Origin of the sequence: Escherichia sp. MOD1-EC5433, assembly GCF_002966005.1 — a bacterium.
Lineage (GTDB): Bacteria > Pseudomonadota > Gammaproteobacteria > Enterobacterales > Enterobacteriaceae > Escherichia > Escherichia ruysiae.
This window is the reverse complement of sequence record NZ_PTRL01000008.1, coordinates 38,426-61,840: the sequence shown is the minus strand read 5'-3', so window position 1 is coordinate 61,840 and position 23,415 is coordinate 38,426. Positions and strand designations below refer to the sequence as shown.

The following is a 23,415-nucleotide window of genomic DNA, read 5'->3' as shown; positions in this document are numbered from 1 at the left end:
ATGAATTTTGAAGGAAAAATCGCACTGGTAACCGGTGCAAGCCGTGGGATTGGTCGCGCAATTGCGGAAACGCTCGCAGCTCGTGGCGCGAAAGTTATCGGTACTGCGACCAGTGAAAGCGGTGCTCAGGCGATCAGCGATTATTTAGGTGATAACGGTAAAGGTCTGATGTTGAATGTGACCGACCCGGCATCTATCGAATCTGTTCTGGAAAAAATTCGCGCAGAATTTGGTGAAGTCGATATCCTGGTCAATAATGCCGGTATCACTCGTGATAACCTGTTAATGCGAATGAAAGATGATGAGTGGAATGATATTATCGAAACCAACCTTTCATCTGTTTTCCGTCTGTCAAAAGCGGTAATGCGCGCTATGATGAAAAAGCGTCATGGTCGTATTATCACTATCGGTTCTGTGGTTGGTACCATGGGAAATGGCGGTCAGGCCAACTACGCTGCGGCGAAAGCGGGCTTGATCGGCTTCAGTAAATCCCTGGCGCGCGAAGTTGCGTCACGTGGTATTACTGTAAACGTTGTTGCTCCGGGCTTTATTGAAACGGACATGACACGTGCGCTGAGCGATGACCAGCGTGCGGGTATCCTGGCGCAGGTTCCTGCGGGTCGCCTCGGCGGCGCACAGGAAATCGCCAACGCGGTTGCATTCCTGGCATCCGACGAAGCAGCTTACATCACGGGTGAAACTTTGCATGTGAACGGCGGGATGTACATGGTCTGACCGCGATTTGCACAAAATGCTCATGTTGCGCGCAGTCTGCGTGGTTATGAGTAATAATTAGTGCAAAATGATTTGCGTTGTTGGGGGGTATGGCCTCAAAATAACGTAAAATCGTGGTAAGACCTGCCGGGATTTAGTTGCAAATTTTTCAACATTTTATACACTACGAAAACCATCGCGAAAGCGAGTTTTGATAGGAAATTTAAGAGTATGAGCACTATCGAAGAACGCGTTAAGAAAATTATCGGCGAACAGCTGGGCGTTAAGCAGGAAGAAGTTACCAACAATGCTTCTTTCGTTGAAGACCTGGGCGCGGATTCTCTTGACACCGTTGAGCTGGTAATGGCTCTGGAAGAAGAGTTTGATACTGAGATTCCGGACGAAGAAGCTGAGAAAATCACCACCGTTCAGGCTGCCATTGATTACATCAACGGCCACCAGGCGTAAGTGAACATCTCCAGGCGGTCGTTCGACCGCCTGAGTTTTATCTTTTTGTCCCACTAGAATCATTTTTTTCCCTCCCTGGAGGACAAACGTGTCTAAGCGTCGTGTAGTTGTGACCGGACTGGGCATGTTGTCTCCTGTCGGCAATACCGTAGAGTCTACCTGGAAAGCTCTGCTTGCCGGTCAGAGTGGCATCAGCCTAATCGACCATTTCGATACTAGCGCCTATGCAACGAAATTTGCTGGCTTAGTAAAGGATTTTAACTGTGAGGACATTATCTCGCGCAAAGAACAGCGCAAGATGGATGCCTTCATTCAATATGGAATTGTCGCTGGCGTTCAGGCCATGCAGGATTCTGGCCTTGAAATAACGGAAGAGAACGCAACCCGCATTGGTGCCGCAATTGGCTCCGGGATTGGCGGCCTCGGACTGATCGAAGAAAACCACACATCTTTGATGAACGGTGGTCCACGTAAGATCAGCCCATTCTTCGTTCCGTCAACGATTGTGAACATGGTGGCAGGTCACCTGACTATCATGTATGGCCTGCGTGGCCCAAGCATCTCTATCGCGACCGCCTGTACTTCCGGCGTGCACAACATTGGTCATGCTGCGCGTATTATCGCGTATGGCGATGCTGACGTGATGGTTGCAGGTGGCGCAGAGAAAGCCAGTACGCCGCTGGGCGTTGGCGGTTTCGGCGCGGCACGTGCATTATCTACCCGCAATGATAACCCGCAAGCGGCTAGCCGCCCGTGGGATAAAGAGCGTGATGGTTTCGTACTGGGCGATGGTGCCGGTATGCTGGTGCTCGAAGAGTACGAACACGCGAAAAAACGCGGTGCGAAAATTTACGCTGAACTCGTCGGCTTTGGTATGAGCAGCGATGCCTATCATATGACGTCGCCGCCGGAAAATGGCGCAGGCGCAGCTCTGGCAATGGCAAATGCTCTGCGTGATGCAGGTATTGAAGCGAGCCAGATTGGCTACGTTAACGCGCACGGTACTTCAACGCCTGCTGGCGATAAAGCCGAAGCGCAGGCAGTGAAAACCATCTTCGGTGAAGCTGCAAGCCGTGTGCTGGTAAGCTCCACGAAATCCATGACCGGTCACCTGTTAGGTGCGGCGGGTGCGGTAGAGTCTATCTACTCCATCCTGGCGCTGCGCGATCAGGCTGTTCCGCCGACCATCAACCTGGATAACCCGGATGAAGGTTGCGATCTGGATTTCGTACCGCACGAAGCGCGTCAGGTCAGCGGAATGGAGTATACCCTGTGTAACTCCTTCGGCTTCGGTGGCACTAATGGTTCTTTGATCTTTAAAAAGATCTAAGTTGCTATTTCCCACCTGTATAAAAGGTCCGCTTGCGGGCCTTTTTTCTTAGGTTTTATTCAGACTTGTTCCGCAGTGAACATGCTGCCACACTAATAATCCTCTGATAAGGAGCCGGTATGTTCTTAATTAACGGTCATAAACAGGATTCGCTGGCAGCAAGCGATCGGGCAACGCAATTTGGCGATGGTTGTTTCACCACAGCCAGAATTATCGACGGTGAAGTCAGTTTGTTATCCGCGCATATACAGCGACTACAGGAAGCCACTCAGCGGTTAATGATCGCCTGTGATTTCTGGCCGCAGCTTGAGCAAGAGATGAAAACGCTGGCAGCAGAACAGCAGAACGGTGTGCTGAAAGTGGTGATCAGTCGCGGCAGCGGTGGGCGAGGATACAGCACATTGAACAGTGGACCGGCAACGCGGATTCTCTCCGTTGCGGCTTACCCTGCACATTATGACCGCTTACGCAAAGAGGGTATTACTCTGGCGCTAAGTCCAGTACGCCTTGGACGCAATCCTTATCTCGCAGGTATTAAACATCTTAATCGGCTTGAGCAAGTGCTAATTCGCTCTCATCTTGAGCAGACAAACGCCGATGAGGCGCTGGTTCTTGACAGCGAAGGGTGGGTTACGGAATGCTGTGCGGCTAATTTGTTCTGGCGCAAGAGCAACGTAGTTTATACGCCGCGCCTGGATCAGGCTGGTGTCAACGGTATTATGCGACAATTCTGCATCCGTTTACTGGCACAATCCTCTTATCAGCTTGTCGAAGTACAAGCCTCGCTGGAGGAGGTGATGCAGGCAGATGAGATGGTGGTTTGTAATGCGTTGATGCCAGTGATTCCCGTGCGTGCCTGTGGCGAAGCCTCCTTTTCGTCAACAACGCTATATGAATATTTAGCCCCACTTTGTGAGCACCCGAATTAGTCATGAAAAAAGTGTTATTGATTGTTTTGTTATTGCTGGTGGTACTGGGTATCGCCGCTGGTGTGGGCGTCTGGAAGGTTCGCCACCTCGCCGACAGCAAATTACTTATTAAAGAAGAGACGATATTTACTCTGAAACCGGGGACCGGACGTCTGGCGCTCGGTGAACAGCTTTATGCCGATAAGATCATCAATCGCCCACGGGTATTTCAATGGCTGCTGCGTATCGAGCCGGATCTTTCTCATTTCAAAGCCGGGACTTACCGCTTTACACCGCAGATGACTGTGCGTGAGATGCTGAAATTGCTGGAAAGCGGTAAAGAAGCACAGTTTCCACTACGCCTGGTGGAGGGGATGCGTCTGAGCGATTACCTCAAGCAATTGCGTGAGGCCCCGTATATCAAGCATACGCTGAGCGACGATAAGTACGCCACCGTAGCGCAGGCACTTGAACTGGAAAACCCGGAGTGGATTGAAGGTTGGTTCTGGCCAGACACCTGGATGTATACCGCCAATACCACCGATATTGCGTTACTCAAGCGAGCGCACAAGAAAATGGTGAAAGCGGTCGATAGCGCCTGGGAAGGGCGTGCGGACGGTCTACCTTATAAAGATAAAAACCAGCTGGTGACGATGGCATCAATTATCGAAAAAGAAACCGCCGTTGCCAGTGAACGCGATCAGGTTGCCTCGGTATTTATCAACCGTTTACGCATTGGTATGCGCCTGCAGACCGACCCAACCGTGATTTACGGGATGGGAGAGCGTTATAATGGCAAACTTTCTCGTGCAGACCTGGAAACGCCGACAGCGTATAACACCTATACCATTACCGGTTTGCCGCCAGGTGCGATAGCTACGCCGGGGGCGGATTCGCTGAAGGCTGCTGCGCATCCGGCAAAAACGCCGTATCTCTATTTTGTGGCCGATGGTAAAGGTGGTCACACGTTTAATACCAATCTTGCCAGTCATAACAAGTCTGTGCAGGATTATCTGAAAGTGCTTAAGGAAAAAAATGCGCAGTAAGTATATCGTCATTGAAGGGCTGGAAGGCGCAGGCAAAACCACCGCACGCAACGTGGTGGTTGAGACGCTTGAGCAACTGGGTATCCGCGACATGGTTTTCACTCGGGAACCCGGCGGTACGCAACTTGCCGAAAAGTTAAGAAGCCTGGTGCTGGATATCAAATCGGTAGGCGATGAAGTTATTACCGATAAAGCCGAAGTGCTGATGTTTTATGCCGCGCGTGTACAACTGGTAGAAACCGTCATCAAACCGGCACTGGCAAACGGCACATGGGTGATTGGTGATCGCCACGATCTCTCCACTCAGGCGTATCAGGGCGGCGGACGTGGTATTGACCAACATATGCTGGCAACACTGCGTGATGCTGTTCTCGGGGATTTTCGCCCCGACTTAACGCTCTATCTCGATGTTACCCCAGAAGTCGGCCTAAAGCGCGCGCGTGCGCGCGGCGAGCTGGATCGCATTGAGCAAGAGTCTTTTGATTTCTTTAATCGCACCCGCGCTCGCTACCTGGAACTGGCTGCACAAGATAAAAGCATTCACACTATTGATGCAACACAATCGCTGGAAGATGTCATGGACGCGATTCGCACCACCGTGACTCACTGGGTTAAGGAGCAGGGCGAATGAGATGGTATCCATGGTTACGACCTGATTTCGAAAAACTGGTAGCCAGCTATCAGGCCGGAAGGGGTCACCATGCGCTACTGATTCAGGCATTACCTGGCATGGGCGATGATGCCTTAATCTACGCTCTGAGCCGTTATTTACTTTGCCAACAACCGCAGGGCCACAAAAGCTGTGGTCATTGTCGCGGATGCCAGTTGATGCAGGCGGGGACGCACCCCGATTATTACACTCTTGCTCCCGAAAAAGGGAAGAATGCTCTGGGCATTGATGCCGTGCGTGAAGTCACCGAAAAGCTTAATGAACACGCACGATTAGGCGGTGCGAAAGTTGTCTGGGTCACCGATGCTGCCTTGCTGACCGATGCCGCTGCCAATGCTTTGCTGAAAACACTGGAAGAGCCTCCAGCGGAAACCTGGTTTTTCCTCGCTACACGAGAACTTGAACGCTTACTGGCAACACTGCGCAGCCGTTGTCGCTTGCATTATCTTGCACCGCCGCCGGAACAGTACGCAGTGAGCTGGCTTGCGCGTGAAGTGACAATGTCACAAGAGGCTATGCTAACCGCATTGCGCCTGAGCGCCGGTTCGCCTGGCGCGGCATTGGGGCTGTTTCAAGGGGATATCTGGCAGGCACGTGAGACACTTTGTCAGGCGTTGGCAAACAGCGTGCAATCTGGCGACTGGTATTCGATGTTGCCGGCACTTAACCACGAACAAGCTCCGGCGCGTCTGCACTGGTTGGCAACTTTGTTGATGGATGCGCTCAAACGCCATTATGGCGCTTCACAAGTCACCAATGTTGATGTTCCTGGCGTTGTCGCCGCGCTGGCAAACCAGCTTTCTCCCTCTCGCCTGCAGGCTATACTGGGGGATGTTTGCCAAAGTCGTGAGCAGTTAATTTCTGTCACAGGCGTAAACCGCGAGCTTGTCATTACCGATCTTTTACTGCGTATTGAGCATTACCTGCAACCGGACGTTGTGTTACCGGTTCCTCATCTTTAAGAGAGACATTATGTTTTTAGTCGACTCACACTGCCATCTCGATGGTTTGAATTATGAATCTTTACACAAGGACGTGGATGACGTTCTGGCGAAAGCCGCCGCGCGCGATGTGAAATTTTGTCTGGCGGTCGCCACGACATTGCCCGGTTACCTGCATATGCGGGATCTGGTTGGCGAACGTGACAACGTCGTTTTTTCTTGCGGTGTGCATCCGCTAAACCAGAATGATCCCTACGATGTGGAAGATTTACGCCGTCTGGCAGCAGAAGAGGGCGTTGTTGCGCTGGGTGAAACCGGGCTGGATTATTATTACACGCCGGAAACAAAAGTCCGTCAGCAAGAATCCTTCATTCATCATATCCAGATTGGTCGCGAACTGAACAAGCCGGTTATCGTCCATACGCGTGACGCCCGCGCCGATACGCTGGCTATTCTGCGTGAAGAAAAAGTGACGGATTGTGGTGGCGTACTACACTGTTTTACAGAGGACAAAGAAACGGCGGGCAAGTTACTGGATCTCGGATTTTACATCTCCTTTTCCGGCATTGTGACCTTCCGTAATGCGGAACAACTGCGCGATGCCGCGCGTTATGTCCCGCTGGATCGGCTACTGGTGGAAACTGACTCGCCTTACCTGGCGCCAGTGCCACATCGAGGAAAAGAGAATCAACCTGCGATGGTTCGTGACGTTGCAGAATACATGGCTGTGTTGAAAGGTGTTGCCGTTGAAGAACTGGCGCAGGTAACCACCGATAACTTCGCCCGTCTGTTTCACATCGACGCTTCCCGCCTGCAGTCCATCAGTTGAATGAATTTTTTTTAAGCTCGTAATTAATGGTTAAAACGAGTAAAGTTCACCGCCGCAAATTGGGCGGTGGCTAACCATGTTTGAAACATCTTGACATATGTTTTGTCAAAATGTGCAACTTCGCTAAAGACCTGAAGTTGAAACGTGATAGCCGTCAAACAAATCGACACTGAATTATTTTACTCTGTGTAATAAATAAAGGGCGCTTAGATGCCCTGTACACGGCAAGGTTCTCCCCCCTTGCCACGCGTGAGAACGTAAAAAGCACCCATACTCAGGAGCACTCTCAATTATGTTTAAGAATGCATTTGCTAACCTGCAAAAGGTCGGTAAATCGCTGATGCTGCCGGTATCCGTACTGCCTATCGCAGGTATTCTGCTGGGCGTCGGTTCCGCGAATTTCAGCTGGCTGCCAGCCGTTGTATCGCATGTTATGGCAGAAGCAGGCGGTTCCGTCTTTGCAAACATGCCACTTATTTTTGCGATCGGTGTCGCCCTTGGCTTTACCAATAACGATGGCGTATCCGCTCTTGCCGCAGTAGTTGCCTATGGCATCATGGTAAAAACCATGGCTGTGGTCGCGCCGCTGGTACTGCATTTACCTGCTGAAGAAATTGCCGCTAAACATCTGGCGGATACTGGCGTACTTGGGGGGATCATCTCCGGTGCGATTGCAGCGTACATGTTTAACCGTTTCTACCGTATTAAGCTGCCTGAGTATCTTGGCTTCTTTGCCGGTAAACGCTTTGTACCGATCATTTCTGGTCTGGCTGCCATCTTTACTGGCGTTGTGCTGTCCTTCATTTGGCCGCCGATTGGTTCCGCAATCCAGACCTTCTCCCAGTGGGCTGCTTACCAGAACCCGGTAGTTGCATTTGGTATTTACGGCTTCATCGAACGTTGTCTGGTGCCGTTTGGTCTGCACCACATCTGGAACGTACCTTTCCAGATGCAGATTGGTGAATACACCAACGCAGCAGGTCAGGTCTTCCACGGCGATATTCCGCGTTATATGGCGGGTGACCCGACTGCGGGTAAACTGTCTGGCGGCTTCCTGTTTAAAATGTACGGTCTGCCGGCTGCTGCGATTGCTATCTGGCACTCTGCTAAACCAGAAAACCGCGCTAAAGTTGGCGGTATCATGATCTCCGCTGCGTTGACCTCGTTCCTGACCGGTATCACCGAGCCGATCGAGTTCTCCTTCATGTTCGTTGCGCCGATCCTGTACATCATCCACGCTATTCTGGCTGGTCTGGCATTCCCAATCTGTATTCTGCTGGGAATGCGCGACGGTACGTCGTTCTCGCACGGCCTGATCGACTTCATCGTACTGTCTGGTAACAGCAGCAAACTGTGGCTGTTCCCGATTGTCGGTATTGGTTATGCGATTGTTTACTACACCATCTTCCGTGTGCTGATTAAAGCTCTGGATCTGAAAACGCCGGGCCGCGAAGACGCAACTGAAGATGCGAAAGCAACCGGTACTAGCGAAATGGCTCCGGCTCTGGTTGCCGCATTTGGTGGTAAAGAAAACATCACTAACCTCGACGCATGTATTACTCGTCTGCGCGTCAGCGTTGCTGATGTGTCCAAAGTGGATCAGGCTGGCCTGAAGAAACTGGGCGCAGCGGGCGTAGTGGTTGCTGGTTCTGGTGTTCAGGCGATTTTCGGTACTAAATCCGATAACCTGAAAACCGAGATGGATGAGTACATCCGCAACAACTAATCAGTAGAATGTTGGGGAGACTAAGGCAGCCGAATGGCTGCCTTTTTTACAGGTGTTAATCAGAATTGATACGTGCCGGTAATACTGAAATTACGTGGTGCGCCGTAGACGATAGAACCTTCCACATTGGTATCGTAGGTTTTGTCGAACAGGTTATTGACGTTCCCCTGCAACGAGAAGTTTTTCGTCACCTGGTAGCGGGTGAACAGATCCACCAGCGCGTAGCTACCTTGCTCGGCGCGGAAGGTGCCATACGGTGTCACGGTGTCGGTATACACCCGATTTTGCCAGTTAACGCCGCCGCCGACCGTCAACTCTGGCATGACAGGCAACCGATAGCTGGTAAACATTTTAACCGTGGTACGTGGCAGATTCGGATTAACGGCATTCCCCTCGTTATCTTCCGCCACATAGCGCGTTGCGCCAAACGTCAGCTGCCAGTTGTCGGTAATTGCGCCGTTAAGTTCAAATTCCACGCCTTTACTTACTGTCCCATCCACCGCTTTATAGGCGGTTTCGCCGTTACTGCCGGGGATAGGCATTCCGGTGGACTGGGCGACATTATCCTGCTCAATACGGAAGATGGCTAACGTGGTGGTCAGACGGCTATTCATCCAGTCTGATTTTAGACCCAGTTCGTAGTTGTTACCGGTGATTGGCGCCAGATATTTGCCCGAACTGTCGCGATCATTTTGCGGCTGGAAAATAGAGGTATAGCTGGCATAGGTCGACCAGTTGTCATTGATGTCAAACACCAGACCCGCATAAGGCGTAGTGTGGTTTTTCTCCATGCTGTAAGTCAGCGTATCAACCCGCCAGTTGGTATAACGTGCGCCGAGGATAAGATGCAGCGGATCGGCAAGGGTGACACGAGTGGCGGCATATAACGATTTCATATGTGTGGTATCGTCCTGCGCCAGGCTTTGCGGCGCCCAGTTAGTCTGCGGGAAGTTACCGTTGAAGTTGTAGAAACTGCCAATTTCATTGGGGAAAACGTTAGCCCAGGAGCTGAAATAGCGGTTGTTTTGTTTACTGTAGCTACCGCCGAGCATCAGATTGTGCTGGTGACCAAATAATTCATAACTACCGTCAGCGAACAGATCCAGCGCGTCAACTTTACGTTTGCCACTGTTCCAGCCAGTGCCGCCAACATAATCAAATCCGGGGCCATAGCTGCCATATGGTCCCACCAGCGTTCCATCTGCTTTATTTACGTAGGCATCGACATACATCATTTTGCTGTCAAATTCGACTTCGGAATGGGTAGCATTCAGCGTCGCCTGCCAGGTATCGGCAAATCGCTGCTTCAGTGACAGAAAGACTTTGTTGATCTCTTTGTCGTTATACGCCCAGTCAGGCGCGGTGCTGCGGGCGCGATCGTAACTGTTGCTGCTGCCATCGGTATTCCAGCGTGGCAGGCCGCCCCAGGTCGGGCTGTTAACATCAATACGTTGATATTCATAACCGGCAGAAAATGTGGTCAGCTCGCCCAAATCAGCATCCACAATGCCGGAGAAGAAAGTTTTTTCGCTATTGTAGCGATCCAGCCATAAATCGTTGTTCTGATAGCCGCCAACAATTCGTGCGCGGACTTTACCATCTTCCGTGAGCGGACTTTGTAAATCCGCCACATAACGTTCTTTGTTCCAGCTACCGTATTCCGCCGAGACATCGCCTTTAAATTCACGGCTGGTGGCGTGTTTGCGGACCATATTAATCGCCGCAGAAGGATTGCCGGTGCCGGTCATTAGCCCGGTCGCGCCACGCACCACTTCTACACGCTCGAACAGCGCCATATCCGTGAGTGCGTCGCCCAGATTCCAGCGCGATTCAAAATAGGTGGGGAGGCCATCGACCATATAGTTATCGATCTGGAATCCACGCGAATAATAGAGGGTGCGGTCGGAGTCGGCCTGGCTTTTGCTTATCCCCAGAGTGTTTTCCATCACTTCGCCCAGCGTTTGCAGTTGCTGATCTTCCATTCGCTGCTGGCTGACAATAGTGACCGACTGTGGAATATCACGTTGAGTCATCTGCATTTTAGTACCTACAGAGGTAGACGTTACGCTGTAATCATTTTCGTCATCAACTGGAGCATTGGCAGCCCCTTCAACAATCACTGTTTCTTCGGCGGTTGGCACGGCCAGTGTAGCGGAAGGAAATAAAGCCAGAGCAATGCAGGCTGTGAGCAGCGACAGCGTGGCTGCGGCTTGATGCTGATTATCCCTGTTAAATTGTGTCGAAAGCATCTGAAATCTCTTGATTTATGTTGTAGTCAGGCTCATTCCAGAGGAGGGCGATGAGCAGTAATATTTAGCGCGCTAATAATTTTTCATGGTAATGCAAATGAGAAATATACGCATTCATATTTAACGTGTAAACCAAAGAGAAAGTGTGTTTTCGGTTCATTCGCAGGTATAAAGGGGAATAATGGCGATGTATGCGGCAGTAAAACGGTTTTTTGCTTAATAAATCGTGGGTTAAGGTTGAAAGAGCGGGTTTAACTCGACCATACTCTATACTCGCAGTGTGGCGCGGCGTAGCATGGCGCAACGCATGACTATTTGAAAAAGGAAAATGTCGTGGCAGAAGAAACTATTTTCAGCAAAATTATTCGTCGTGAGATCCCCTCCGATATCGTCTACCAGGATGATCTGGTAACGGCGTTTCGCGATATTTCGCCGCAAGCGCCAACGCATATTTTAATCATTCCTAATATCCTGATTCCTACCGTAAACGACGTCTCTGCCGAGCATGAGCAGGCGCTGGGACGCATGATCACTGTAGCGGCAAAAATTGCTGAGCAAGAAGGCATTGCCGAAGATGGCTATCGTCTGATCATGAACACCAACCGCCATGGCGGGCAAGAGGTGTACCACATCCATATGCACTTGCTGGGTGGCCGTCCTCTGGGCCCAATGCTGGCGCATAAAGGTCTGTAACGATGAGAAAAGGATGCTTTGGGCTTGTGTCTCTGGCCCTGTTATTGCTGGTGGGGTGTCGTTCACATCCGGAGATTCCGGTGAATGAAGAACAATCTCTGGTGATTGAGTCATCTCTTCTGGCTGCGGGCATCAGTGCAGAAAAGCCCGTACTTTCAATGTCTGATATTCAGCCTTCTGCATCCTCGACGCTTTATAACGAAAGGCAAGAACCCGTTACCGTTCATTATCGTTTTTACTGGTATGACGCCAGAGGACTGGAGATGCATCCTCTGGAAACGCCCCGCAGCGTTACCATTCCCGCACGTTCGGCGGTAACTCTGTACGGCAGCGCCAATTATCTGGGGGCGCACAAAGTCAGACTTTATCTATATTTGTAAGGGGTGAATCTTGATGACAAAAATGAGTCGCTACGCCTTAATCACCGCGCTGGCGATGTTTCTCGCCGGGTGTGTGGGGCAACGAGAACCTGCACCGGTAGAAGAGGTGAAACCTGCGCCGGAGCAACCTGCCGAGCCGCAACAGCCTGTACCAACCGTGCCATCGGTGCCGACGATCCCGCAGCAGCCAGGGCCAATTGAGCACGAAGATCAAACCGCACCGCCTGCGCCGCATATTCGTCATTATGACTGGAACGGTGCAATGCAGCCGATGGTCAGTAAAATGCTTGGGGCTGATGGTGTGACCGCAGGCAGCGTTCTGCTGGTTGATAGCGTTAACAACCGTACTAACGGCTCGCTGAATGCCGGAGAAGCGACCGAAACGCTACGTAATGCGCTGGCCAATAACGGTAAATTTACACTCGTTTCTGCCCAACAGCTTTCAATGGCCAAGCAGCAGTTAGGTTTGTCGCCGCAGGACAGTTTAGGCACTCGCAGTAAAGCGATTGGCATTGCCCGTAACGTCGGCGCTCATTATGTGCTGTACTCCAGTGCCTCTGGTAACGTCAACGCACCGACCCTGCAAATGCAACTCATGCTGGTGCAGACGGGTGAAATTATCTGGTCAGGTAAAGGTGCCGTTCAGCAACAATAATCCCATCACGCGCGACGAATTATTGTCGCGCTATTTCCCGCAGTACCATCCCGTCGCGACGTTTAATCATGGACTTAGCGGCGGGAGTTTTCTCATTGAACATCAGGATCTGCGTTTCGTTGTGCGTCAGACTCACGATCCTGATGCACCGCAGTCCGTGTTCCTGCGCCAGTATCGGGCGTTATCACGATTACCGGCATACCTTGCACCGAAGCCACATCTCTATCTCCGTGGCTGGATGGTGGTTGACTATTTGCCCGGCGAGGTAAAAACGCAATTGCCGGATACCGACGAACTGGCAGGCTTGCTGTATTATCTGCATCAACAACCGCGCTTTGGCTGGCGAATAACCCTGCTGCCGTTACTGGAAAGGTACTGGCAGCGAAGCGATCCTGCGCGACGGACAGCGGGTTGGCTGCGACTATTAAAACGTCTGCGCAAAATACGGGAACCACAGCCATTACGCTTAAGCCCATTGCATATGGATGTTCATGCCGGAAACTTAGTGCATAGTGCTTCTGGGTTAAAACTCATTGACTGGGAGTATGCTGGTGATGGCGATATCGCGCTGGAACTGGCGGCGGTGTGGGTGGAAAATACTGAGCAGCACCGGCAATTGGTCAATGACTATGCCGCGCGGGCGAAGATTAATCCGGCGCAATTATGGCGTCAGGTCAGGCGCTGGTTTCCCTGGTTGCTGATGCTCAAAGCAGGGTGGTTTGAGTACCGCTGGCAACAAAGCGGCGATCAACAATTTATCAGGCTTGCCGATGACACCTGGCGGCAGCTATCAATAAAACAATAAGGAGAGCAGTGTGGGTCCAGTAATGTTGGATGTTGAAGGTTACGAACTGGACGCGGAAGAGCGTGAAATACTGGCGCATCCGCTGGTGGGTGGGCTGATTCTCTTTACGCGTAACTATCATGATCCTGCCCAGTTACGCGAACTGGTGCGCCAAATTCGCACAGCTTCGCGCAATCATCTGGTGGTGGCGGTGGATCAGGAAGGTGGGCGCGTGCAGCGTTTTCGTGAAGGTTTTACCCGCTTGCCTGCGGCGCAATCATTCGCTGCGCTGTTGGGAATGGAAGAAGGCGGCAAACTGGCACAAGAGGCAGGCTGGTTGATGGCCAGTGAAATGATCGCCATGGATATTGATATCAGCTTTGCACCCGTGCTGGATGTAGGGCACATTAGCGCGGCGATTGGCGAGCGTTCTTACCATGCCGATCCCGAAAAAGCCCTCGCAATTGCCAGCCGGTTTATTGATGGTATGCATGAAGCCGGAATGAAAACCACCGGTAAACACTTTCCAGGCCACGGTGCAGTAACGGCTGACTCACACAAAGAGACGCCGTGCGACCCACGTCCGCAAGCGGAAATTCGCGCCAAAGATATGTCGGTATTCAGCACCTTAATCCGTGAAAATAAACTCGATGCCATTATGCCTGCACATGTGATCTACAGCGATGTTGATCCGCGTCCGGCGAGCGGTTCTCCCTACTGGCTGAAAACAGTTTTACGCCAGGAACTGGGGTTTGACGGCGTGATTTTCTCAGACGATTTATCGATGGAAGGTGCCGCGATTATGGGCAGTTATGCCGAACGTGGGCAGGCATCACTGGATGCGGGTTGCGATATGATCCTGGTCTGCAATAATCGTAAGGGAGCCGTCAGCGTGTTAGATAATCTGTCACCGATCAAGGCAGAGCGTGTTACACGTTTGTATCATAAAGGTTCATTTTCGCGACAGGAGCTGATGGACTCGACTCGCTGGAAAGAGATCAGCGCCCGTCTGAATCAGTTACATGAACGCTGGCAGGAAGAGAAAGCAGGTCACTAACCCTGGCTTATGTGAGGAAGCGATGATTATCTATTTACACGGTTTTGACTCTAACAGTCCGGGTAACCACGAGAAAGTTTTACAATTGCAGTTTATTGACCCGGATGTACGCTTGATAAGCTACAGCACTCTGCATCCGAAACACGATATGCAGCATCTGCTCAAAGAAGTAGACAAAATGCTGCAACTGAATGTTGACGAGCGCCCGCTAATTTGCGGTGTCGGGCTGGGCGGTTACTGGGCAGAACGGATTGGTTTTCTCTGCGATATCCGCCAGGTGATCTTCAACCCCAATTTGTTCCCTTACGAGAACATGGAAGGGAAGATTGATCGCCCGGAAGAGTACACCGATATCGCGACTAAATGTGTGACCAATTTCCGTGAGAAGAATCGCGATCGTTGTCTGGTGATTTTGTCGCGTAACGATGAGGCGCTTAACAGTCAGCGGACATCTGAAGAGTTGCATCATTATTACGAGATTGTCTGGGACGAAGAGCAGACGCACAAATTCAAAAATATCTCCCCGCATTTGCAGCGCATTAAGGCGTTCAAAACCCTCGGTTAAAAGCTATCGTCGGTCGCATCAGGTAACCTTGCTGGTATCTGATGCGCCCCGGATTCTGTAGGTTGGATGAAGCGTCCACGCCGCATCCGACAGCCGTGCACCAATGCCTGATGCGATGCTGCGCATTGTATCTGGCCTACCAAATGCCCTCCATATACGCCTCACTCTCCCGATTCCGCTTAAATAATAAACAATAATCTCTGTTTTTTGATCTCACCCGGTAAATCCGCCTATCTTTTCAGCAACAAAACTTGATTCATATCAATTTTGGTATGACCAATGCACCATTCATGTTATTCTCAATAGCGAAGAGCATTTTTATCACTGTAACCTGCTGTTAATTAAGGGCTATGCATATAACCATTAATTAACAATTGGTTAATAAATTTAAGGGGGTCACGTTGACTACGCCATTGAAAAAGATTGTGATTGTCGGCGGCGGTGCTGGTGGGCTGGAAATGGCGACACAGCTTGGACATAAGCTGGGACGTAAGAAAAAAGCCAAAATTACGCTGGTAGATCGCAATCACAGCCACCTGTGGAAACCGCTGCTGCACGAAGTAGCGACTGGCTCGCTCGATGAAGGCGTCGATGCACTGAGTTACCTGGCTCATGCGCGTAATCATGGTTTTCAGTTCCAGTTGGGTTCTGTGGTTGATATCGATAGAGAAGCGAAAACAATCACCATTGCTGAACTGCGCGACGAAAAAGGCGAACTGCTGGTGCCGGAACGCAAAATCGCTTATGACACGCTGGTGATGGCGCTGGGCAGCACCTCTAACGATTTCAATACGCCGGGTGTAAAAGAGAACTGTATTTTCCTCGATAACCCGCATCAGGCGCGTCGTTTCCATCAGGAGATGCTGAATCTGTTTCTGAAATACTCCGCCAACCTTGGCGCGAATGGCAAAGTGAATATTGCGATTGTTGGCGGCGGCGCGACTGGCGTAGAACTCTCCGCTGAATTGCACAACGCCGTCAAGCAACTGCACAGCTACGGTTACAAAGGCCTGACCAACGAAGCGTTGAACGTAACGCTGGTAGAAGCGGGCGAGCGTATTTTGCCTGCGCTGCCGCCACGTATCTCTGCTGCCGCCCACAATGAGTTAACTAAACTGGGCGTTCGCGTGCTGACGCAAACCATGGTCACCAGCGCCGATAAAGGTGGTCTGCACACTAAAGATGGCGAATATATTGAGGCTGATCTGATGGTGTGGGCTGCCGGGATCAAAGCGCCAGATTTCCTGAAAGATATTGGCGGTCTCGAAACCAACCGTATCAACCAGCTGGTGGTGGAACCGACGCTGCAAACCACGCGCGATCCAGACATTTACGCTATTGGCGACTGTGCGTCATGCCCGCGTCCGGAAGGGGGTTTTGTCCCGCCGCGCGCTCAGGCCGCACACCAGATGGCTACCTGCGCAATGAACAATATTCTGGCGCAGATGAATGGCAAACCGCTGAAAAATTATCAGTATAAAGATCACGGTTCGCTGGTATCGCTGTCGAACTTCTCCACCGTCGGTAGCCTGATGGGTAACCTGACGCGCGGCTCAATGATGATTGAAGGGCGTATTGCGCGCTTTGTGTATATCTCGCTGTATCGGATGCATCAGATTGCGCTGCATGGCTACTTCAAAACTGGACTAATGATGTTGGTAGGTAGTATCAACCGCGTTATCCGTCCGCGTTTGAAACTGCATTAATCAACTTGTACTGGCGGATGCGGCGTAAACGCCTTATCCGCCCAGGATAAATGGTACGAGCGGCAGGCCTGATAAGACGCGTTAAGCGTCGCATCAGGCATTCCCTCAGACTCCTCCGAATCCTTAAGTATTTCCTGCTATCCCTGCGCTTTTCATCTTCTGTCTGATGGTTGTTTCACCCCTTCGATTGCATGATTGACATAACTGCAAAGAAGGAGGTGTTCCCGTGAATAAATCAATGTTGGCGGGTATCGGGATTGGTGTCGCGGCTGCGCTGGGCGTAGCGGCAGTGGCCAGCCTGAACGTGTTTGAACGTGGCCCGCAATACGCTCAGATTGTTTCTGCAATCCCAATCAAGGAAACAGTTAAAACACCGCGCCAGGAGTGCCGCAATGTCACAGTGACCCATCGCCGGCCGGTGCAGGATGAAAATCGCATCGCTGGTTCAGTTCTGGGCGCTGTGGCTGGTGGGGTGATAGGGCATCAGTTTGGCGGTGGTCGCGGTAAGGATGTTGCTACAGTCGTTGGGGCGCTTGGTGGTGGATATGCTGGTAACCAGATCCAGGGCTCTCTCCAGGAACGTGATACTTACACCACCACCCAACAGCGTTGTAAAACGGTGTATGACAAGTCAGAAAAAATGCTCGGTTATGATGTGACCTATAAGATTGGCGATCAGCAGGGCAAAATCCGCATGGACCGCGATCCGGGTACACAAATCCAATTAGATAACAACGGGCAACTGATTCTGAATAACAAAGTATAACAAGGCTGTACTCTGCAATTTAGCCCCTCATTCGCTCAGGCTGAGGGGCTTTTTTTGCGTTTTATTTCACCAGTTCGGGCCATAAACGCAAAGTGGTTTGGGCAATCTGCATCAGTTTTTCCAGCGATGCGCCTTCGCGGGCGCTGATCGACATCCCCTGAATAATACAATTAAGGAATTCCGCCAGATGCGTCACGTCACAGTGGGTCGGGATTTCCCCGCGCGCCTGTCGTTGACATAAAAACTGCTGCAAAGTGCGCTCTTGCATCGCATGGCGTGATTTCAACGTATTGGCGATATCTCCTGAATCCGGGGAGAGCGTGGTGCAGTTGTTGATCATAAAGCAGCCAGCAGGGGTATCTTTGCTGGTAAAGCAGTTGGCGATGGCAGCGAAATAGTCAGTCAGCGCAGACACCACGCTTTTCTCTTCACAAAACAGTTGTGCTTCGTGCTTTGCGGCAAAACGGTCGATATAGCGATCCAGTACGGCGCGGAATAATCCCTCTTTATTGGTGAACTCCGCGTATAGCGTTGGCGCTTTGGCTCCGGTCGCTTCGACGAGATCGGCAAGAGAAGTCGCTTCATAACCGTGCTGCCAGAACAACTTCATGGCCTTATCAAGCGCGGCTTCCCTGTCGAACACTTTTGGGCGACCACGGCTTTTTTTTACACAATGTGTTGAGTCAGTTGCCATGATGCCGTTGTACCTTTTAGCTGTGAATGAATGGTTATTATAAAAATAATCACTTCCGTTCACCAGTCCAGAAGTCAGAAAAATAATTGTTCTCTATTTAACTGAAATTTAAAGAATTTTCATTTAATTAATGAATGTTATAAAAAACATCTTGTATGTGATCCAGATCACATCTATCATTTAGTTATCGATCGTTAAGTAATTGCTTGCGACGCCATTCATCTGCATAAGGTCACTATTATGAAAAACGTAAAAACCCTCATCGCTGCGGCGATTTTAAGCTCCATGTCATTTGCCAGCTTTGCGGCTGTTGAAGTTCAGGCAACACCAGAAGGTCAACAAAAAGTGGGTACTATCAGTGCTAACGCGGGGACAAATCTGGGATCGCTGGAAGAACAACTGGCACAAAAAGCGGATGAGATGGGCGCAAAATCTTTCCGTATTACTTCAGTAACCGGTCCGAATACCCTCCACGGAACGGCAGTAATTTATAAATAAGCATTAACCCTCATTAATGCCTGTTATTGCTGCTTTTTCCCCGCAACACCCTGTGCTGCGGGGATTTTTTTGTCCGCGATTTACAGCGTTTGTTGATTCACTTGATGACGACGCACATCAACCGGCATTCCGGAACGCACGTCCATTACGTGCTGCATCACTTCGGCGTCAGTTTGCGCAGCATTTTTAAATGCCTGCATCGCACTGTTGAGCGTAATCGGCAACAATTGCGGATCGTCATCTATCTTCTCTGACAGCGGCTGATGCACTTCCACCAGACGTGCGCCGTTTGGTTCGGCGGAGACTTTAATCGGCGTATTGATAATATTCACTTTGGTGCCGGGGCTGACCTGGCTGAAAAGTGTTTTGATATCGTCATCGCGCAAACGGATGCAGCCAGAGCTTACCCGCATACCAATACCGAAATCGGCGTTCGTACCGTGAAGCAAATAGACACCGCCATAGGCCGCCAGACGAATCGCATGATGGCCCATCGGGTTATCCGGTCCTGCCGGAACGACTGGTGGAAGCTCAATCCCCTGGGCTTTATAACGGGCGCGGATGTTTGCCGTCGGCGTCCAGGTTGGGTTTGCACGCTTGTCCGAAACGGTAGTCACCATTGTCGGCGTCAGTGTGTCACCCCCCAACTGACCAATGCCGATGGGGTACACGGTCACCGAATTTTTGCCCGGTGGGTAGTAATAGAGACGCAACTCCGCAATGTTGATCACAATGCCTTCACGCGGCGCGTCTGGAAGTAGGGTTTGCAACGGGATCGTTAACACGCTACCCGCGCGCGGTACGTAAGGATCAACGCCGGGGTTAGCCTGTAACAGAGCGAGAAAGCCGACGTTATATTTTTTGGCGATGGCTTCCAGAGAACCACCGTCATTTTCCACCACATGAAATTTGTTTTCACCAACCAGACGACTGCCCGCTGGTGGCAGCGGCCAGGTGTTGGCTTTTGCCGGTAGCGCCAGCGCCACGGCAGCGGCGAACGTAAAAAACGTTAGCCAGCGAGAAAAACGCGTTTTGATCATCACCAAAAATCCATAATAAATATAAGGTTATTGTAATAAACAGATAAGCCTGAATTATGGATGGTGACAGTGTCGGATAGTGCAGGGAAGTGCAAAGAATTTGTAAATGTTGCAGATGGGGGCGCAGAAACGCCCCCGATTTACCATTAAGCGATCGCGTTCTCTTCCAGTTCACGCATAAACTGGCGTACCCATTCGATACGCGTTTTCCGCTCGCTCAAATCCTGAATAAACTTCAGGCGCGTCGGACCATCAAGGCGGTAATGCTGCGGCTGTTTTTGCAGCAAACCAATCAACCAGGCCGGATTAACGTGATTCTTCTCGGCAAATTCGATCACGCCGCCTTTCTCATTCCCTTCCAGCTTCCTGATCCCCAGTTTCTGCGCTTGCTGGCGCAGACGGGCAATATCCAGCAGGGTACGCGCCGGATCTGGCAGCAGACCGAAGCGATCGATAAGCTCGACTTTGATCTCTTCCAGTTCGCTTTCCGTTTTGGCGCTGGCAATACGTTTATAGAACGACAGACGGGTATTTACATCAGGAATGAAGTCATCCGGCAACAGCGACGGCATCCGCAGTTCGACTTCCGTTTGCTGGCTGGTGAGATCTTCCAGCGACGGCTCGCGTCCGGCTTTCAGTGCATCGACGGCGTTTTCCAGCAACTCCATATACAGCGAGAAACCGATAGTTTCCATCGAACCACTTTGTTCTTCGCCGAGCAGTTCACCGGCGCCGCGAATCTCCAGATCGTGCGTTGCCAGCGCAAAGCCCGCGCCAAGGTCTTCCAGAGACGCAATCGCTTCGAGACGTTTTTGTGCATCGGTAGTCATCGCTTTCGGATGCGGCGTCAGCAGCCATGCATATGCCTGATGATGCGAACGTCCGACGCGGCCACGCAACTGGTGTAGTTGCGCCAGACCGAAGTGATCTGCTCGTTCAATAATAATGGTGTTGGCGGTAGGGATGTCGATCCCGGTTTCGATAATTGTGGTACAAACCAGCACGTTAAAACGCTGATGATGGAAATCATTCATCACCCGTTCCAGTTCGCGTTCGCGCATCTGCCCGTGACCGATGGCAATCCGCGCTTCTGGCACCAGTTCCGCCAGCCGTTCGGCGGCTTTCTGGATGTTTTCCACATCATTGTAGAGATAATAAACCTGTCCCCCGCGCAGAATTTCACGCAGGACAGCCTCTCTGACCACCAGACTGTCGTACTCACGGACAAACGTTTTAACTGCCAGACGACGGGCGGGCGGCGTGGCAATAATCGACAGATCGCGCATTCCGCTCATCGCCATGTTCAGCGTACGTGGGATCGGCGTTGCGGTAAGCGTCAGAATATCAACGTTCGCGCGCATCGCTTTAATGCGCTCTTTATGACGCACCCCGAAGCGGTGCTCTTCATCGACAATCAGCAGGCCTAAATCTTTAAACTTGACGTCACTTTGCAGCAGTTTGTGCGTACCGATCAGAATATCGATTTTCCCTTCCGCCACTTCCGTAAGGATTTGCGTCTGCTCTTTGGCACTGCGGAAACGGGAGATCATTTCGATGCGTACCGGCCAGTTGGCGAAACGGTCGCGGAAATTGTCGTAATGCTGCTGTGCGAGAAGAGTCGTTGGCACCAGTACCGCTACCTGCTTGTGGTTCTCTACTGCCAGGAAAGCGGCGCGCATCGCCACTTCTGTTTTACCAAAGCCAACATCGCCGCACACCAGACGATCCATTGCCAGCGGCTGACACATGTCGCTAAGCACCGCATTAATCGCTTGCGCCTGATCCGGCGTGGTTTCGAACGGGAAGCTGTCGCAGAACAATTGATATTGCTCGCGATCGTGTTTAAACGCGAAGCCCTCTTTGGCGGCACGCTGGGCGTAGATATCCAGTAATTCCGCCGCCACATCACGCACTTTTTCCGCCGCTTTCTGCCGCGCCCGCGACCAGGCATCGCCGCCAAGTTTATGCAGCGGGGCATTTTCTTCCGCGCCACCGGCGTAACGGCTAATCAGATGCAGCGACGACACCGGAACATACAGTTTGGCGTCGTTGGCGTAAGTGAGCATCAGGTACTCGCCGGTAATGCCGCCAGCCTCCAGCGTGGTCATTCCGGCATAGCGCCCGACGCCGTGCTCCAGATGCACCACCGGCTGACCAATGTGCAGCTCCGCGAGGTTACGGATCAGTGTATCGGGGTTGATGGCGCGGCGAGAATCCTGACGACGACGGGCAACGCGTTCACCGAGCAGATCGCTTTCGCAAATCAGCGCCAGATTACGTACCGTATCAACAAAACCATGTTCGGCAGCGCCAATCATCAGATAACGCCCACGGTCGCTGGCCTCATCGAGACGCATAATACGTTGTGGAGCTATTTTAATACGGGCGAGCAGTTCACCGAGTGCTTCACGGCGACCTTCACTTTCTACCGAGAACACCACCGGGCCGTCGAAAGATTCAAGAAATTTACGCAGCGCATCCAGCGGGGCTTTTTGCTGCGCCTGAACGGCAAGGTCTGGCAGTTTCTGAAAGCCTAAATTGGCATTCGCTGCTTTTGTCGGTAAATGTTCATTTTTTAGCTGTACACGCGGCCAGTTTTTCAGCTCTGAGAACAGTTCATCGACCCGCAGCCAGAGCGATTGTGGCGGCAGCAGTGGACGCATCGGATCGACGCCGCGATTCTCAAAACGCGCCAGCGTGTCAGCCTGGAAACGTTCGGCACTGTTTTCCAGATCGCCAGTATTCACCAGCAATGTATTGGCAGGGAAATAACTGAACAGTGGCGGCAACGGTTCGCTGAAGAATAGCGGTTGCCAGTACTCGATCCCGGCAGGCAATGTGCCTTTGCTCACTTGTTGATAAATATGTTCTGGATCGCGTTTTACTTCGAAAGAATCACGCCACTGACTGCGGAACAGTTCAATTGCCGCTTTATCGGTCGGAAATTCGTGCGCGGGTAGCAGGTTGATAGCTTCAACTTCCTCCAGCGTGCGTTGGCTATCGACATCAAATACTCGCAGGCTGTCGATTTCATCATCAAAGAAATCAAGACGATAAGGTAGCTCACTACCCATCGGGAAGAGATCCAGCAATGCGCCGCGCGTGGCGTATTCACCGTGCTCCATCACCTGATCAACATGGCGATAACCGGCGCTGTCCAGTTGGGTACGCAATGCATCTCGTGACAGGCGCTGACCTTTTTTCATCACCAGCGCATGACCGTGGAGAAAACTGTGCGGGCAAACGCGCTGCATAAGCGTATTCACCGGAACAATCAGTACGCCACGTTGCATCGTTGGTAACTGGTAAAGGGTGGAAAGACGCGAGGAGATAATATCCTGATGAGGCGAAAAACTGTCGTAAGGGAGGGTTTCCCAGTCCGCCAGATTCATCACCATCTGGTCGGTGAACTGGCTGATTTCATCATGCAAACGTAGAGCATTTTGCATATCAGGTGCAATGAGCACCACCGGTCCGGTGTGACGTTCGGCAATTTCCGCTACCAGCGTCGCGCAGGCAGCGCCGGTTAACTCGCCCAGCAGACGCTGTTCACCCGCTTTGACGGGCAGCGTATAACGATATTGTTCAGGCATAACGGTTGTCAGATTCTCGTTAGGATATGCCTCAACATATGGGGACATATCTCTGATAAGCAATGCTGTTCATTATCCGGAATCGACATGGTTTAGCAAATTG

The 23,415-nt window shown here is 51.4% G+C and carries 22 protein-coding genes; 18 read left to right on the top strand and 4 right to left on the bottom strand.

The features are described 5' to 3' along the window. The 9 genes from fabG (at position 1) to ptsG (ending at position 8,632) form a co-directional block, all read left to right on the top strand. A complete protein-coding gene (gene fabG, locus C3D30_RS16220; protein ID WP_001008544.1) occupies positions 1–735 on the top strand; it encodes a 3-oxoacyl-ACP reductase FabG in 735 nt (244 codons plus the stop codon). A 210-nt stretch (positions 736–945) separates the two neighbouring features. Further along, positions 946–1,182 carry an acyl carrier protein gene (acpP, locus tag C3D30_RS16215; protein WP_000103754.1) on the top strand — a complete coding sequence of 79 codons (237 nt, stop codon included), beginning with the start codon at positions 946–948 and terminating at the stop codon, positions 1,180–1,182. Between the two features lie 88 nt (positions 1,183–1,270). Beyond that, positions 1,271–2,512, top strand: a complete 1,242-nt coding sequence (fabF, locus tag C3D30_RS16210; protein WP_000044679.1) for a beta-ketoacyl-ACP synthase II — start codon at positions 1,271–1,273, stop codon at positions 2,510–2,512. 119 nt (positions 2,513–2,631) lie between these two features. Next, the gene (gene pabC / locus C3D30_RS16205) at positions 2,632–3,441 is read left to right on the top strand and encodes an aminodeoxychorismate lyase (RefSeq protein WP_105287130.1); all 810 of its coding nucleotides are present in this window, start codon (positions 2,632–2,634) and stop codon (positions 3,439–3,441) included. Between the two features lie 2 nt (positions 3,442–3,443). After that, positions 3,444–4,466 (top strand): cell division protein YceG, encoded by a 1,023-nt coding sequence (yceG, locus tag C3D30_RS16200; RefSeq protein WP_105287129.1) that lies wholly within the window; start codon positions 3,444–3,446, stop codon positions 4,464–4,466. Beyond that, the gene (gene tmk, locus C3D30_RS16195) at positions 4,456–5,097 is read left to right on the top strand and encodes a dTMP kinase (RefSeq protein ID WP_001257009.1); all 642 of its coding nucleotides are present in this window, start codon (positions 4,456–4,458) and stop codon (positions 5,095–5,097) included. Before yceG ends, tmk begins: the two co-directional genes overlap by 11 nt. After that, positions 5,094–6,098 carry a DNA polymerase III subunit delta' gene (gene holB / locus C3D30_RS16190; protein WP_105287128.1) on the top strand — a complete coding sequence of 335 codons (1,005 nt, stop codon included), beginning with the start codon at positions 5,094–5,096 and terminating at the stop codon, positions 6,096–6,098. The genes tmk and holB overlap by 4 nt, the downstream gene beginning before the upstream one ends. Before the next feature lie 10 nt (positions 6,099–6,108). After that, a complete protein-coding gene (locus C3D30_RS16185) occupies positions 6,109–6,906 on the top strand; it encodes a metal-dependent hydrolase (protein ID WP_000480283.1) in 798 nt (265 codons plus the stop codon). Positions 6,907–7,198: 292 nt separating this feature from the next. After that, positions 7,199–8,632: a PTS glucose transporter subunit IIBC gene (gene ptsG, locus C3D30_RS16180; RefSeq protein ID WP_000475698.1), complete on the top strand. Its 1,434-nt coding sequence runs from the start codon at positions 7,199–7,201 to the stop codon at positions 8,630–8,632. Positions 8,633–8,691: 59 nt separating this feature from the next. Here the strand turns inward: ptsG and fhuE are convergent, their stop codons facing one another. Further along, complete coding sequence (gene fhuE, locus C3D30_RS16175; protein WP_105287127.1) at positions 8,692–10,881, bottom strand: ferric-rhodotorulic acid/ferric-coprogen receptor FhuE; 2,190 nt, start codon at positions 10,879–10,881, stop codon at positions 8,692–8,694. Between the two features lie 333 nt (positions 10,882–11,214). On the opposite strand from fhuE, the gene hinT reads away from it, so the two are divergent. The 8 genes from hinT to C3D30_RS16135 all read left to right on the top strand — a co-directional run bounded on the left by hinT (position 11,215) and on the right by C3D30_RS16135 (position 17,487). Then, entirely contained in the window at positions 11,215–11,574 is a 360-nt protein-coding gene (gene hinT / locus C3D30_RS16170) for a purine nucleoside phosphoramidase (RefSeq protein WP_000807125.1), read from the top strand. Positions 11,575–11,576: 2 nt separating this feature from the next. Then, positions 11,577–11,954 carry a YcfL family putative periplasmic lipoprotein gene (locus C3D30_RS16165; protein ID WP_001225286.1) on the top strand — a complete coding sequence of 126 codons (378 nt, stop codon included), beginning with the start codon at positions 11,577–11,579 and terminating at the stop codon, positions 11,952–11,954. 13 nt (positions 11,955–11,967) lie between these two features. Further along, positions 11,968–12,609, top strand: a complete 642-nt coding sequence (gene lpoB / locus C3D30_RS16160; RefSeq protein WP_000164442.1) for a penicillin-binding protein activator LpoB — start codon at positions 11,968–11,970, stop codon at positions 12,607–12,609. Continuing rightward, the gene (gene thiK, locus C3D30_RS16155; RefSeq protein WP_105287126.1) at positions 12,590–13,414 is read left to right on the top strand and encodes a thiamine kinase; all 825 of its coding nucleotides are present in this window, start codon (positions 12,590–12,592) and stop codon (positions 13,412–13,414) included. The genes lpoB and thiK overlap by 20 nt, the downstream gene beginning before the upstream one ends. A 10-nt stretch (positions 13,415–13,424) precedes the next feature. Further along, positions 13,425–14,450, top strand: coding sequence for a beta-N-acetylhexosaminidase (nagZ, locus tag C3D30_RS16150; RefSeq protein ID WP_000529325.1), 1,026 nt, complete (start codon positions 13,425–13,427; stop codon positions 14,448–14,450). A 22-nt stretch (positions 14,451–14,472) separates the two neighbouring features. Further along, on the top strand, positions 14,473–15,015 hold the full coding sequence (gene ycfP, locus C3D30_RS16145) for an alpha/beta hydrolase YcfP (protein ID WP_000587922.1): 543 nt from the start codon (positions 14,473–14,475) through the stop codon (positions 15,013–15,015). A 401-nt stretch (positions 15,016–15,416) separates the two neighbouring features. Then, a complete protein-coding gene (ndh, locus tag C3D30_RS16140; protein WP_010352391.1) occupies positions 15,417–16,721 on the top strand; it encodes an NADH-quinone dehydrogenase in 1,305 nt (434 codons plus the stop codon). A 226-nt stretch (positions 16,722–16,947) separates the two neighbouring features. After that, positions 16,948–17,487, top strand: a complete 540-nt coding sequence (locus tag C3D30_RS16135; protein WP_105287125.1) for a glycine zipper 2TM domain-containing protein — start codon at positions 16,948–16,950, stop codon at positions 17,485–17,487. Positions 17,488–17,548: 61 nt separating this feature from the next. On the opposite strand, the gene comR is transcribed toward C3D30_RS16135, so the two are convergent. Continuing rightward, positions 17,549–18,181 (bottom strand): TetR family copper-responsive transcriptional repressor ComR, encoded by a 633-nt coding sequence (gene comR / locus C3D30_RS16130; protein WP_105284887.1) that lies wholly within the window; start codon positions 18,179–18,181, stop codon positions 17,549–17,551. 240 nt (positions 18,182–18,421) lie between these two features. Between comR and bhsA the strand changes: the two genes are divergently transcribed. Next, the gene (gene bhsA / locus C3D30_RS16125) at positions 18,422–18,679 is read left to right on the top strand and encodes a multiple stress resistance protein BhsA (RefSeq protein ID WP_000800147.1); all 258 of its coding nucleotides are present in this window, start codon (positions 18,422–18,424) and stop codon (positions 18,677–18,679) included. 80 nt (positions 18,680–18,759) lie between these two features. Here bhsA and ldtC read toward each other — a convergent pair whose 3' ends face one another. Beyond that, positions 18,760–19,722, bottom strand: a complete 963-nt coding sequence (gene ldtC, locus C3D30_RS16120) for a L,D-transpeptidase LdtC (protein WP_105287124.1) — start codon at positions 19,720–19,722, stop codon at positions 18,760–18,762. Positions 19,723–19,865: 143 nt separating this feature from the next. After that, positions 19,866–23,312 (bottom strand): transcription-repair coupling factor, encoded by a 3,447-nt coding sequence (gene mfd, locus C3D30_RS16115; RefSeq protein ID WP_105287123.1) that lies wholly within the window; start codon positions 23,310–23,312, stop codon positions 19,866–19,868. Positions 23,313–23,415 lie beyond the last annotated feature (103 nt).

What these genes read in the sequence shown, in the direction of transcription:
- fabG (WP_001008544.1), top strand. Translation starts at nt 1, where the DNA reads ATGAATTTTGAAGGAAAAATCGCACTGGTAACCGGTGCAAGCCGTGGG.
- acpP (WP_000103754.1), top strand. Translation starts at nt 946, where the DNA reads ATGAGCACTATCGAAGAACGCGTTAAGAAAATTATCGGCGAACAGCTG.
- pabC (WP_105287130.1), top strand. Translation starts at nt 2,632, where the DNA reads ATGTTCTTAATTAACGGTCATAAACAGGATTCGCTGGCAGCAAGCGAT.
- yceG (WP_105287129.1), top strand. Translation starts at nt 3,444, where the DNA reads ATGAAAAAAGTGTTATTGATTGTTTTGTTATTGCTGGTGGTACTGGGT.
- tmk (WP_001257009.1), top strand. Translation starts at nt 4,456, where the DNA reads ATGCGCAGTAAGTATATCGTCATTGAAGGGCTGGAAGGCGCAGGCAAA.
- holB (WP_105287128.1), top strand. Translation starts at nt 5,094, where the DNA reads ATGAGATGGTATCCATGGTTACGACCTGATTTCGAAAAACTGGTAGCC.
- C3D30_RS16185 (WP_000480283.1), top strand. Translation starts at nt 6,109, where the DNA reads ATGTTTTTAGTCGACTCACACTGCCATCTCGATGGTTTGAATTATGAA.
- ptsG (WP_000475698.1), top strand. Translation starts at nt 7,199, where the DNA reads ATGTTTAAGAATGCATTTGCTAACCTGCAAAAGGTCGGTAAATCGCTG.
- fhuE (WP_105287127.1), bottom strand. Translation starts at nt 10,881, where the DNA reads ATGCTTTCGACACAATTTAACAGGGATAATCAGCATCAAGCCGCAGCC.
- C3D30_RS16165 (WP_001225286.1), top strand. Translation starts at nt 11,577, where the DNA reads ATGAGAAAAGGATGCTTTGGGCTTGTGTCTCTGGCCCTGTTATTGCTG.
- lpoB (WP_000164442.1), top strand. Translation starts at nt 11,968, where the DNA reads ATGACAAAAATGAGTCGCTACGCCTTAATCACCGCGCTGGCGATGTTT.
- ycfP (WP_000587922.1), top strand. Translation starts at nt 14,473, where the DNA reads ATGATTATCTATTTACACGGTTTTGACTCTAACAGTCCGGGTAACCAC.
- comR (WP_105284887.1), bottom strand. Translation starts at nt 18,181, where the DNA reads ATGGCAACTGACTCAACACATTGTGTAAAAAAAAGCCGTGGTCGCCCA.
- bhsA (WP_000800147.1), top strand. Translation starts at nt 18,422, where the DNA reads ATGAAAAACGTAAAAACCCTCATCGCTGCGGCGATTTTAAGCTCCATG.
- mfd (WP_105287123.1), bottom strand. Translation starts at nt 23,312, where the DNA reads ATGCCTGAACAATATCGTTATACGCTGCCCGTCAAAGCGGGTGAACAG.